At 72.6% G+C, this 12,362-nt stretch carries 9 protein-coding genes; 6 read left to right on the top strand and 3 right to left on the bottom strand.

Annotation, left to right across the window (positions count from 1 at the left end; genetic code table 11):
- Positions 1 to 107: 107 nt before the first annotated feature.
- Positions 108 to 356, top strand: a complete 249-nt coding sequence (locus tag OG899_RS22745) for a hypothetical protein (RefSeq protein WP_185867765.1) — start codon at positions 108 to 110, stop codon at positions 354 to 356.
- Here OG899_RS22745 and OG899_RS22740 read toward each other — a convergent pair.
- Positions 319 to 1,491: an acyl-CoA dehydrogenase gene (locus OG899_RS22740; protein ID WP_125496043.1), complete on the bottom strand. Its 1,173-nt coding sequence runs from the start codon at positions 1,489 to 1,491 to the stop codon at positions 319 to 321. The genes OG899_RS22745 and OG899_RS22740 overlap by 38 nt on opposite strands.
- Positions 1,492 to 1,723: 232 nt before the next feature.
- On the bottom strand, positions 1,724 to 1,885 hold the full coding sequence (locus tag OG899_RS22735; RefSeq protein WP_125496044.1) for an SCO1431 family membrane protein: 162 nt from the start codon (positions 1,883 to 1,885) through the stop codon (positions 1,724 to 1,726).
- 302 nt (positions 1,886 to 2,187) lie between these two features.
- On the opposite strand from OG899_RS22735, the gene OG899_RS22730 reads away from it, so the two are divergent.
- The 3 genes from OG899_RS22730 (at position 2,188) to OG899_RS22720 (ending at position 7,404) form a co-directional block, all read left to right on the top strand.
- Positions 2,188 to 3,564, top strand: coding sequence for a cellulase family glycosylhydrolase (locus OG899_RS22730; RefSeq protein ID WP_406311126.1), 1,377 nt, complete (start codon positions 2,188 to 2,190; stop codon positions 3,562 to 3,564).
- A 349-nt stretch (positions 3,565 to 3,913) separates the two neighbouring features.
- The gene (locus OG899_RS22725; RefSeq protein ID WP_168130712.1) at positions 3,914 to 6,316 is read left to right on the top strand and encodes a phosphoketolase; all 2,403 of its coding nucleotides are present in this window, start codon (positions 3,914 to 3,916) and stop codon (positions 6,314 to 6,316) included.
- A 203-nt stretch (positions 6,317 to 6,519) separates the two neighbouring features.
- On the top strand, positions 6,520 to 7,404 hold the full coding sequence (locus tag OG899_RS22720) for a universal stress protein (protein WP_125496047.1): 885 nt from the start codon (positions 6,520 to 6,522) through the stop codon (positions 7,402 to 7,404).
- Between the two features lie 231 nt (positions 7,405 to 7,635).
- Here the strand turns inward: OG899_RS22720 and OG899_RS22715 are convergent, their stop codons facing one another.
- A complete protein-coding gene (locus OG899_RS22715) occupies positions 7,636 to 9,018 on the bottom strand; it encodes a peptidase C39 family protein (RefSeq protein ID WP_125496048.1) in 1,383 nt (460 codons plus the stop codon).
- A gap of 377 nt (positions 9,019 to 9,395) precedes the next feature.
- On the opposite strand from OG899_RS22715, the gene OG899_RS22710 reads away from it, so the two are divergent.
- Both OG899_RS22710 and OG899_RS22705 read left to right on the top strand, forming a co-directional pair.
- Complete coding sequence (locus tag OG899_RS22710) at positions 9,396 to 10,046, top strand: uridine kinase (RefSeq protein ID WP_125496049.1); 651 nt, start codon at positions 9,396 to 9,398, stop codon at positions 10,044 to 10,046.
- Between the two features lie 406 nt (positions 10,047 to 10,452).
- The gene (locus OG899_RS22705) at positions 10,453 to 12,318 is read left to right on the top strand and encodes an AAA family ATPase (protein WP_125496050.1); all 1,866 of its coding nucleotides are present in this window, start codon (positions 10,453 to 10,455) and stop codon (positions 12,316 to 12,318) included.
- Positions 12,319 to 12,362: the final 44 nt, after the last annotated feature.

Raw genomic sequence — 12,362 nt, 5'->3', positions numbered from 1 at the left:
GAGGCGGGAGCCCGTGAGCGGCGCGGCGGCACCGGCACGGACGCCGGTGCACGCACGCACGATTCCGTCGACAGTGACCCGGGCCCGCCGTGACGCGTTGCCCAGGTATGACCCGTATCGCCACGGCCGGCCCACGCCGGCGCCGGATCGTCGTGCCGCAGCCCGCGGCACCGCTGCCGCCCGTGCCGGCCCCGTCGGCGGATCCGCCGATCTACCGCGACCTGGTGCGCACCTGGGCCGACCGCGGCCGGATGCTGCCGGGCCGCCACGACCCGGAGTGGACCCGGCTCGCCGCGCCGTTCCCGGGGCTCGGCCTGTTCAGCGACTCTCGGGACCCGCGACGTGACGGGCGATGACCATGCGCTGGATCTGGTTGGTGCCCTCGACGATCTGCAGCACCTTGGCCTCCCGCATGTAGCGCTCGACCGGGAAGTCGGCGGTGTAGCCGTAGCCGCCGAGCACCTGCACCGCGTCGGTGGTCACCCTCATCGCCGTGTCCGTGCAGAACAGCTTGGCCATGGCGGCCTCGCGGGCGAACGGCCGGCCCGCGTCGCGCAGCCGTGCCGCGGCCAGGTACAGCGCACGGCCGGCCTCGATCTGGGTCGCCATGTCGGCGAGCATGAAGCGCAGCCCCTGGAAGTCGGAGATCGGCCGCCCGAACTGCTGCCGCCCCGCGGCGTAGGCCACCGCCTCGTCGAGGGCCGCCTGGGCCAGGCCGATGGCGCAGGCCGCGATGCCGAGCCGACCGGAGTCCAGCGCGGACAGCGCGATGGCGAAGCCCTGTCCTTCCTCGCCGATGCGCCGCTCGTCGGGGATCCGGACGCCGTCGAGGTGGATCTGCGCGGTCGGTGAGCCCTTCAGGCCCATCTTCTTCTCCGGCGGTGCCGCGGTCAGGCCCTCGGCGTCGCCGGGCACCAGGAACGCGGTGATGCCCCGCGCCCCGTCCGGCCCGGTGCGGGCCATGACCGTGTAGAAGTCGGCGATGCCGCCGTGGGTGATCCACGCCTTGGTGCCCGTGAGCACCCAGTCGTCGCCGTCGCGGACCGCCTTGGTGCGCAGGGAGGCGGCGTCCGAGCCGGACGTGGGTTCGGACAGGGCGTAGGCGCCGAGCCGGTCGCCGCCGAGCACGGCGGGCAGATGCTCGGCCCGCTGCTCCTTGGTGCCGTAGGTGGCGAGCGCGTAGGAGGCCAGGGTGTGCACGCTCAGGCCCAGGCCGACGGTCAGGCGGGCCGCGGCCAGTTCCTCCAGGACCTGCAGATAGACCTCGTACGGCTGGTCCCCGCCGCCGTACTCCGCGTCGTAGGGCAGGCCGAGCAGGCCCGAGCGGGACAGGAGGCCGAACACCTCACGGGGGAAACGGCCGGCGTCCTCCTCCTCGGCCGCCTTCGGGGCGATCTCGTTCCGGGCGATGTCACGCACGAGCGAGATCAGCTCCCGGGCCTCGTCCGTGGGCAGTTGCCGGTCCACCGGCTGCGGGGCGCGGTCGGGCATGGCGACGCTCTCCTCCCTGTCGGGCACAGTGGCGGAAGAACGCCTTGGGTGGGCGGCTCCGCCGGAGGGTTCCTCGGGGCCGGCCGGTGCTCGCGCTTTCCGGGTCGCGGAAGCGGCTGACCAGCGGCTGCGCGCAGTGAGTATGCCCGATGGGCGGCGCTCAGTCACCGGTTAACGAGCGCTTACTTGAAGAAAGCTCCCAGGCGCTCCACGCCCCGGGGAACAGGGGGTCTCAGAGCAGGCCGAGCCGGGTGACGAGCATCGCGATCACCACGACGAGGAGCCAGCCGAGGACGTGCTCGAGGAGGGCGGGGCCGTCGCCGTCACCCTTCGGGCCACCGGTGCGGACGCGGACGGGAGTGACAGGGCCGGCAGAGGCGGAGTGCGCGGTCATGGGCATCTCACTGGAAAAGGCTGGGGAACGGTCGTCGATCGATGGACTCCCCCCGGCCGCCGGACTCGTGCCCACGGCCCCCATCCACCTTGCCACCCGCCACGGACGGCGCGGCGGAGACTTCGGTCACAGCCGGCCCACCCGACCCGCTGACAGGTTCGCGACAAATTTGCCCGTTCGCATCCCTGTACACACCCTCCCGACGGCGGTACGGTCTCGGGCCGTATGCACTTCATGGGAGCGCTCCCACCCTTCGCTCGTCCCGCACGATGTCACGTCGGTTCGTCATGCAGGAGGAACGCGTGAGACGTCTCATGGCACTACTGGCGGCCCTCGCCACCGCGCTGGGGCTGGTGGCGCTGGCCGGCCCGGCGGCGACCGCCGCCGCCGGATGCCGGGTGGAGTACACCGTCGCCGGCCAGTGGCCGGGCGGCTTCCAGGCCGGAGTGAGGATCAGGAACCTCGGTGATCCGCTGAACGGCTGGACGCTGACCTTCACCCTGCCGGACGCCGGGCAGAAGGTCGTCCAGGGCTGGAACGCCACGTGGTCGCAGTCCGGCTCCACCGTCACCGCCGTCGGCACCGAAGGGAACCGCTCGCTGGCCACCGGCGCCTCGGTCGACGCCGGCTTCATCGGTGCGTTCACCGACGCCAACCCCGCACCGACCGGCTTCGCACTCAACGGCGTCGCCTGCACCGGCTCCGCCGACGGCACCACGCCGCCCGGCACCGGCGACGACGGCACGCCCGTCGGGATCAACGGCCGGCTCCACGTCTGCGGCGTGCACCTGTGCAACCAGTACGACCGTCCCATCCAGCTGCGCGGCATGAGCACGCACGGACTGCAGTGGTTCAGCCAGTGCTACAACGACGCGTCCCTGGACGCGCTGGCGCGGGACTGGAAGGCCGACCTGCTCCGCATCGCCATGTATGTGCAGGAGGACGGCTACGAGACCGACCCGGAAGGCTTCACCCGCCGGGTGAACAGCCTCGTGGACGAGGCCGAGGCCCGGGGCCTGTACGCCCTGATCGACTTCCACACGCTGACGCCCGGTGACCCCAACTACAACCTCGAGCACGCCAAGACCTTCTTCGCCTCCGTGGCCGCCCGCAACGCCGCCAAGGACAACGTGATCTACGAGATCGCCAACGAGCCCAACGGCGTGAGCTGGGCCGCCATCAAGCAGTACGCCGAGCAGGTGATCCCGGTGATCCGGGCGGCCGACCCGGACGCCGTGGTCATCGTCGGCACCCGCGGCTGGTCCTCGCTGGGGGTCTCGGACGGCTCCGACGAGAGCGAGATCCTCGCCGACCCGGTGAACGCCGACAACATCATGTACGCGTTCCACTTCTACGCCGCGTCGCACAAGGACAACTACCGGACCACGGTGAGCCGCGCGGCCTCGCAGCTGCCGCTGTTCGTGTCCGAGTTCGGCACGGTGACCGCCACCGGTGACGGCGAGGTGGACCGGGAGAGCACCACCGCGTGGCTGGACCTGCTCGACCAGCTGAAGATCAGTTACGCGGACTGGAACTACTCCGACGCACCCGAGGGCGCCGCGGCGTTCAAGCCGGACACCTGCTCCGGCAGCGACTACAGCAGCGACAACGTGCTGACCGAGTCCGGTGCGCTGATCAAGAGCCGGATCAGCACCCCGGACGACTTCCCCACCAGCTGACCGCACCCACGCCGGACGGGGCTCCGTACACCGCGGAGCCCCGTTCCCGCGTCGGTCCGGCACACGCTCGCCGCACGGCGCGGCAACGGGCGCGCGCCCCACCGGCAGGCGGGCACGAGTCACAGCCCCGTCGACCGGAGCGGACGGGGACCGTCGTCCGTGCCCGTCCGCGGCCGCCGTGCCGCAGGTGCTCGACGCGGCGGTCCTCGCCGTCCCGTGCCGACGCTCCCGGATGCTGTGGTCGCTGTGGTCCGGCAGGTCCTTCCGGGTACCCGCCGGTCACAAGGGTGTGGCTGCGCACCGACCGTTCCGCGCGGCCTGCTGCGCACCGGCACGGAAAGGAACACGGATGTCCAGCGACATGCGCCAGACGCCTGCCCCGCTGACCGACGACGAGCTGAGGTCGCTGGACGCGCACTGGCGTGCCGCGAACTACCTCTCGGTCGGTCAGATCTATCTCATGGACAACCCGCTGCTGACCGAGCCGCTGCGCCCGGAGCACGTCAAGCCGCGGCTGCTCGGCCACTGGGGGACGTCACCGGGCCTGAACATGATCCACACCCACCTCGACCGCCTCATCAAGAACCGGGATCTGAACACCCTGTGCGTGTGGGGGCCCGGCCACGGCGGACCCGCCGTGCTGGCCAACTCCTGGCTGGAGGGGTCGTACTCCGAGACCTACCCGGACGTCACGCGCGATGCGGCCGGCATGGCGCGGCTGTTCCGGCAGTTCTCCTTCCCCGGCGGGGTGCCCAGCCATGTGGCCCCCGAGACCCCGGGGTCCATCCACGAAGGCGGCGAGCTCGGCTACGCGCTCTCGCACGCCTACGGCGCCGCGCTGGACAACCCCGACCTGCTGGTGGTCTGCGTGATCGGGGACGGTGAGGCGGAGACCGGGCCGCTGGCTGCCGCCTGGCACTCCACCGCGTTCCTCGACCCGGTCGGCGACGGAGCGGTGCTGCCGATCCTCCACCTCAACGGGTACAAGATCGCCAATCCGTCGGTGCTCGCCCGGCTCCCCGAGGACGATCTCGACGCCCTTCTCCGGGGCTACGGCCACGACCCCTTGCACGTCACCGGCGACGAGCCTGCCGCCGTCCACCGCGCCCTGGCCGCCGCGCTGGACACCGCCGTCGACCGCATCGACACCGTCCGGCGTGCCGCCCGCGAGGGCGGTGTCACCGACCGGCCCCGCTGGCCGATGATCGTGTTGCGCACCCCCAAGGGCTGGACCGGCCCGGCCGAGGTCGACGGGGTGCCCGTGGAGGGCACCTGGCGCTCCCACCAGGTGCCGCTGGCCGCCGTCCGCGACGATCCGGCACACCTGCGGCAGCTGGAGGCGTGGCTGCGCTCGTACCGCCCGGAGGAACTCTTCGACGAACACGGCGTGCCCCGCGCGGACGTCCTGGCCTGCATCCCCGCCGGCCGCCGGCGGCTGGGCGCCACCCCCTACGCCAACGGGGGACTGCTGCTGCGCGAGCTGCCCCTGCCGCCGTTGGGGAAGTATGCCGTCGAGGTCGACAGGCCCGGCGCCACGCTGCACGAACCCACCCGTGTCGTCGGCGCGCTGCTGCGGGACGTCATGGCCGCCACCGCCGACCGGCGCGACTTCCGTCTCGTCGGCCCCGACGAGACCGCCTCCAACCGCCTGGACGCCGTCTACGCGGCCAGCGGCAAGGCCTGGCAGGCGCGGCTGCTTCCCGTGGACGAACACCTCGAGCGGCACGGCCGGGTCATGGAGATACTCTCCGAGCACACCTGTCAGGGCTGGTTGGAGGGCTACCTCCTCACCGGGCGGCACGGGCTGTTCTCCTGCTACGAGGCCTTCGTGCACATCGTGGACTCGATGGTCAACCAGCACATCAAGTGGCTGCGCACCACCCGCCGCCTGACCTGGCGCGCCCCCATCGCTTCGCTGAACTATCTGCTGACCTCCCATGTGTGGCGCCAGGACCACAACGGCTTCTCCCACCAGGATCCCGGTTTCGTCGACCACGTCCTCAACAAGAGTCCCGAGGCGGTGCGCGTGTACTTCCCGCCGGACGCCAACACCCTGCTGGCGGTGACCGATCACGTGCTGCGCAGCCGCGACTACGTCAATGTGATCGTCGCCGGCAAGCAGCCCTGCTTCGACTGGCTGTCCCTCGAGGACGCCACGGTGCACTGCGCCCGCGGCGCGAGCGTCTGGGAGTGGGCCGGCACCGAGAACGGCAGCCGCGAGCCCGACGTCGTCCTGGCCTGCGCGGGCGACGTGCCCACGCTCGAGGTGCTGGCCGCCGCCCAACTGCTGCGGCGGCACCTGCCCGACCTGTCCGTGCGCGTGGTCAATGTCGTGGACATCGCCCGGCTGATGCCCAGCGGGGAACACCCGCACGGCATGAGCGACTTCGAGTACGACGGGTTGTTCACCGCCGACAAGCCGGTGATCTTCGCGTATCACGGCTATCCCTGGCTGATCCACCGCCTTGCCTACCGCCGCACCGGCCACCGCCACATGCACGTGCGCGGCTACAAGGAGATCGGCACCACGACCACCCCCTTCGACATGGTGGTCGCCAACGACCTGGACCGCTACCGTCTCGTCATGGACGTCATCGACCGCGTCCCTGGCCTCGCCGTGCGCGCCTCGGTCGTGCGCCAGCGCATGGAAGACGTGCGGCTGCGCCACCACTCCTGGATCCGTGAGCACGGCACGGATCTGCCGGAGGTCGTCGACTGGTCCTGGGAACCGACCGGGCCGTCGCCCCGGTGAGAAGGACGGCGCAAGGCCGTTTCGCGGGTGCGGGCCTCGGTGCAGGCCGGGTCTGGACGTCGCGCACAGCGGGCTGGGGGAAGCCGTCCACTGATCGGGAGCAGCGGCGCACGACCGTCCAGCACTGATGTTCCTGTTGCGTCTGAAGGAACCGGATATGAAGGTAGTGCTGGGCGGCCCCGCTCGGAGGGACTGCGAGGACGATGGACCAGCCACTGGTCGTCGGTGTGGACGGCTCCGGAAGCGCTCTTCGGGCCGTCGACTGGGCGGCCGACGAGGCGGCCCTGCGTCGGCTGCCTCTGCGGCTGGTGTATGCGCCCCTGTGGGTGCGCTACGAGAGCGCGGAGTTCGCGGGAGGCAGCAGCAGCCCGGACACCGGAAAGCTCGTGGAACTCATCGTCCGGGGTGCGGCGCGCCGCGCCCGCCGTCGTCAGCCCGATCTGCCGATCAGCACGGCTGTCCTGTCGGGATCGCCCGAGGACGCACTCGTGCGGGAGAGCGAGCACGCCTGGGCACTGGCCGTGGGCAGCCGGGGCCGCGGTGGCGTCCCCTCCCTGCTGCTCGGCTCGGTCAGCCTGTTCGTGGCCGCCCATGCCGCCTGTCCCGTCATCGTGGTCCGCGGTGACCAGGACCCCCCGGCCCGCCTCTCGGCGCAGGGACGCATCGTCGTCGGTGCAGGGGACACGAGCGGGGCAGCGGTGCGCTTCGCCGCCGAGGAGGCGGACCGGCGTGGGTCCGTGCTGGAGGTGGTCACGGCCCGGCGGCGTCCCGCGGCGCACGAACCGGTCGGCCGTCGCGGGACCGCCGCGGCGCCGGACCACGCACCCGCACGACGGGCTGCCGAAGCCCTGGAGGCAGCGCTGCGAGACATCCCTGAAGGGGTGACCATCCAGCAGCGCCTCGTGGACGGGCCGGCCCGGCACGTCCTGCTGGACCTCGCCTCCACGGCGGATCTGCTGGTGATCGGAGCCGGCCGCCGTGCGGTGCATGCCGGGCTCCCGCTCGGCCGGGTCGCCCACACCGTCCTGCATCACTCACCCTGCCCGGTGGCCGTGGTGCCCGAGCCGCCGGTGCGTGCACGGGGCTGAACGCCACCGCGTCCGCGGGGCCGCAGGCGGCGGTCTTGTGGACGCGATCGTCGTGCCGGATGACGCGAGGAGCGCCGAACGGCTGACGGGTCGCCGGTTCTCTCCGTCACGCGTCCGGCCGGATCGGGACGGATGCTGCGGAAGGTCGGCCCGGCTGACGGGACGCACGCCGTGACGACGACGCGGAGCGTCGGCGCGAGGTCGCACGGCGCACGTCCGCGAGCCGCACCGTCAGCGCACTCCCACGCTCTCCAGCGCGCGGCGCTGCTCCGGGGTCGGGCGGGCCGGGAAGTAGAGGTAGCAGATGCCTCCCGAGCCGCTTCTGACCTTGCCGTCGGCGTCGTGGCGCTTGGTGCGCAGCCAGACGGTCTCGAACTCGCGGCGCCGGTAGACCCGCCGGACCGCCTCGTCGCTGGGCGAGGCCGGGTCGTTGGCGACGACGTCGCCGTCCTTGGTGAAGCCGACGATCGCCATCAGATGTCCCGAGGTGCCGTAACCGGCGCCGGTCAGCTCGGTCTTGAGGAAGGACTGCGAGGTGATCACCGGGATGCCGGCGGCGATCAGGGTCTCGGCCTCGGTGAGAGAGGCGAGCCGGGTCACCACGCCCTGCAGACCGTCGAAGGTGGCCGCGTAGGCGGCGTTGAAGGGCCAGTTGCCGCACCCGCCGTACTGGTGGTCGTAGGTGGAGCGGGCCGCGTGGCAGACCTGCGGGTCGGCGTAGGACGGGTCCACCCAGGACAGCTGTTCGGGGGTGAGCCGGCCTCCCCAGTACTCGACGACCATCTGCGAGGAGGTGGGGCTGCACCAGGCCTCGCCGCCGTTGTCGTACTCGGGGTACTGGCCCTTGTGGATCTCCTGCGAGTACCGGGGGACGCTCAGTTCCCGGGCGGTGCCGCCGGGGACGGAGGCGGGGACGGTGAAGCGGTCGGGGATGTCGGAGCCCATCGCGCCGATCCGGTGGACCACGGGGGTGAGCCGGGTGCCGGGCCTGCGATACAGCGTCAGGCGCAGCCGGTAGGAGGCCAGACGCAGCCCGGTGGACGGGTCGTCGACGGAGAAGGTGTCCGTCCAGACCGAACTCCTGCCGTCCTTCTGGCCGTCGACGCTGGTCCGCTTGATGTCCTGGTCGCCGGCGGCCCAGCGGCCCATGACGTACCAGGGGGTGGCGGTGCCGTCCGTGTAGGTGCCCTGCAGTTCGACCTGGAGCCAGGTGCCGGCCGGGGTCTGGGCGTTCCACGAGACGACGGCCTCGGTGGCGGGCACGGGCAGCCGGTGCACCGGGCTCGTCCAGATGGCGTACTCCCAGGTGGCGGTCTTCCCGGTGTGCGGGTCGGTGTAGTCGGTGGTGCCGGCGGGCGTGGCGAGTTCGAGGCCGGGGCGGGCTCCGGCGCGCGGGCGGGTGCCGTGGGCGGTGCCGCTGCGCCAGTCCGCGAAGCCGGTCCAGGCGTGGTAGTCGATCGGGCGGGCGGAACCGGAGCGGGCGCCGCCCGCCGGGGCGGGGGCGCCGGACGGGGCGGCTGCGGCGGCGGCCGCCGGGGCCGTGGCACCGGCCACGGCGGCCACGACCGCGGCGGTCAGGACGGATCTGCGGGACGGCTGGTCGACTGTGCTCATGGGTGGTGGAACCCCCAGGTGTCCGAGTCGGGGCGGAGGGCGGTCCGTGCACGGCGATGCGCCCACTATGGCGGCGCGCGACGGGTCCTGCCAGTACTTCGGGCCATGCCACGCTCTCCGTTATTGGTCTGGACCGATGGTGCGCCTGGGCGGGCACCGTGATCGGTCGGGCGCGCCCGCCCGGGCCGGAGGGGCGGCCGTAGACTGTGGGCGGAATTCCGTCGTCCGCCAAGTGCGCCCGTCGGGAGCCCTCCGTCCCACGTCATCGCCAGGAACCCTCCGCTCCACGTCCCTCGTCCAGCCCCCTCCGCCCCACGTCCCCGTCAGGAACCGCCCGCAGGCACCGTCCGCCTCGCACGTCCCGTCAGGAACCCGCCATCCACGTCCTCGCCCGCCGTCTGCGCCGTCTCGCACCGTCCGTGGGTCCCGTGCGGCTCGTGGGCGTCGACGGCCACGCGGGCTCGGGGAAGTCGACCTTCGCCGGGCGGCTGGCGGCCGCACTGGGCGGCGCGCCCGTGCTGCATCTGGACGACATCGCCTGCCACGAGGAGCTGTTTGCCTGGGACGGGCGGCTGCTCGACGAGGTGATCGCACCGCTGGGGCGGGGCGCGACCGCCCGGTACCGCCCCTACGACTGGCGCGCCCGGTGCTTCGGGTCCCCACGTGCGCTGCCGCCGGCGCCGGTGATCCTGGTCGAGGGTGTGGGTGCGGGCCGCCGGACGCTGCGGCCGTACCTGGCCGGGCTGCTGTGGATGGACCTGCCGCGCGAGGAGGCCTGGGCGCGGGGGCGGGCCCGTGACGGCGAGGAGCAGCGGGAGTTCTGGTCCGGGTGGACCGAGGCGGAGCGCCGGCACTTCGCCGGAGATCCTTCCCGCCCGTTCGCCGACCTGCTGGTGCGGCAGACCGAGCAGGGGTACGAGGTGCTGCCGGGGTCTTCCGGACGGCTCGGACCCGGGCTTTTGGTCACGCACCGTGAGGACCCGTCGGCAAGGTGTGGGACATGTGAAGACCCGCACGGGGGAACCTGAGCCAGTCCCCCAACTTCGCTTGACCGGGGGGCCGTACAGGCCTTACGTTCTCAATGTGCGGTCATCGTGGGACCGCTCGAAGACACGAAGCCCCCGGTTGTTCCCCCGTGACCGGGGGCTTCGTTCTGTCCCGGCCCCTCCTCCGGGGCGCCGCACGGCGTCGTCCGATCACCCTCGGTCACCGAGCGCGGGGCGCTCGTGTCTGCTTCCACCTCGTCGAACGCCCCGTACCGCACCCTTCGGCGGGCGGGCACCCCGCGGGTACCATGCCCTCGGTGCGACCTTCGAACGGCTGCTTCGCGCACCTGCAACTCCGGTCCGCGCAACAGCGGTTCGGCCGACGGCAGCCATCGGGCGACCGCCCGGTGGCCGACCAACGGGGGCACGGGTTCGTGTGGGGGACGGGATGGACTTCGGCGCGCAGGGCCACCAGGCCCCGGCCGATCTTGCCTGGCTGCGGGGCGTGGACGCCTACACCATGGGCGCCTATCCGCAGGCGGAGGAGGAATTCCGCGCGGCGGTGCGGATGGACCCCGGGATGGCCGACGCCTGGCTGGGGCTGCACGCGCTGCGCGTCGACACCACGACCGCGCTGCTGAAGATGTTCCGGCACCGGGACCGGTTCGGCGAGCAACGGGCCCGGCACGGCCGCACCCTCAACTCCTGGTACTGGCTGGGCTGGTGGGTGCAGCCGGTGCTGGAGACCCCCCGGGATCTGCTGCTGGCGCACGCCTCGCACTGGCTGGACGGGCGTCATGTGCCCGAGCTGGACCGTGCGCTGGCCGGGCTGCCGCCGGTGGACACCGATCCCCAGGTACGGTTCCTGCACGCCTGCCGCGCCTACCTGGTCAAGGACTGGGAGGAGCTGGTCCGGCACACCGATCCGCTGGTCGACGACCCGGTGCTGGGCATCGAGGCCGGCCTGTTCGGCGGCATGGCGCGGGTGCGGCTGGAGATGTACAGCCAGGCCGAGCCGCTGCTGTCGGCGGCGCTGATGCGCTGCCGCAGCGAGCAGCCGCAGCGCAAGGAACTGCGGTACTGGCTGGCCCGGGCCCACGAGGGCACCGGACGCAGCGCCGCCGCGCTCCCGCTGTACCGGGCGGTGCACCGGGTCGACCCGGCGTTCATGGACACCGCCGCACGGCTCGCGGCGATCACCGAGTCCGACGGATACGGCGACGGCGGCGACCTCGCGACGGTCACCCTGTCCGGCACCGGCCAGGAGACCGCGGACGGGCCGGACACCCTCGACCCGCCGGTCGGCACCGAGGGCCGCGCGGCGGAAGGCGGCGACGGCGCCTTCCCGGGCTCCGCCGCCCTGCCCCCGCTCACCCCGCCGCGCGTGCGGGAACGCTCCTCCTCACCGGCCGCTTCGCTGCCGACCGGCCCGACCGACCCCGCCCTGCTCGAACAGGCGCTCGCCGAGCTGGAGCGCATGGTGGGTCTGGAACCGGTCAAACGGCAGGTCAAGGCGCTGTCCGCACAGCTGAACATGGCCCGGCTGCGGGCCGGTCAGGGGCTGCCCGTGCAGCCGCCCAAGCGGCACTTCGTGTTCTCCGGGCCCTCCGGCACGGGCAAGACCACGGTCGCCCGCATCCTCGGCCGCGTCTTCTACGCCCTCGGACTGCTCGGCGGCGACCACCTGGTGGAGGCCCAGCGGGCCGACCTGGTCGGAGAGTACCTGGGGCAGACCGCCGTGAAGGCCAACGAGCTGATCGACTCCGCGATCGGCGGCGTCCTCTTCGTCGACGAGGCGTACGCGCTGTCGAACGCCGGCTACGGCAAGGGCGACGCCTACGGCGACGAGGCACTGCAGGTGCTGCTCAAACGTGCCGAGGACAACCGCGACCACCTGGTGGTGATCCTGGCCGGCTACCCGGAGGGCATGGACCGGCTGCTGGCCGCCAACCCGGGGCTGTCCTCCCGCTTCACCACCCGCATCGACTTCCCGTCCTACCGCCCGCACGAACTGACCGAGATCGGCAAGGTGCTCGCCGCGGAGAACGGCGACCAGTGGGACGAGGAGGCGCTGGAGGAGCTGTCCTCGATCGCCACGCACGTGGTCGACCAGGGGTGGATCGACGAGCTGGGCAACGGAAGGTTCCTGCGCACGCTGTACGAGAAGAGCTGCGCCTACCGGGATCTGCGGCTGTCCTCCTGCGCGGGCCCGCTGACCCGTGAGGACCTGGCCACGCTGCGGCTGCCGGACCTGATGCAGGCCTACGGCGAGGTGCTGTCGGGCCGGGGACCGCAGGACCCCCAGGGCGCCTGAACCCCCTCGCCGCGGAGCCGGACGCAACGCCCGCGGGCAGCGGC

The sequence above is a fragment of the Streptomyces thermoviolaceus genome, assembly GCF_045209695.1.
Taxonomy (GTDB): domain Bacteria; phylum Actinomycetota; class Actinomycetes; order Streptomycetales; family Streptomycetaceae; genus Streptomyces; species Streptomyces thermoviolaceus.
The sequence above is the reverse complement of the archived record's forward strand: the minus strand, read 5'-3'. Positions and strand labels throughout refer to the sequence as shown.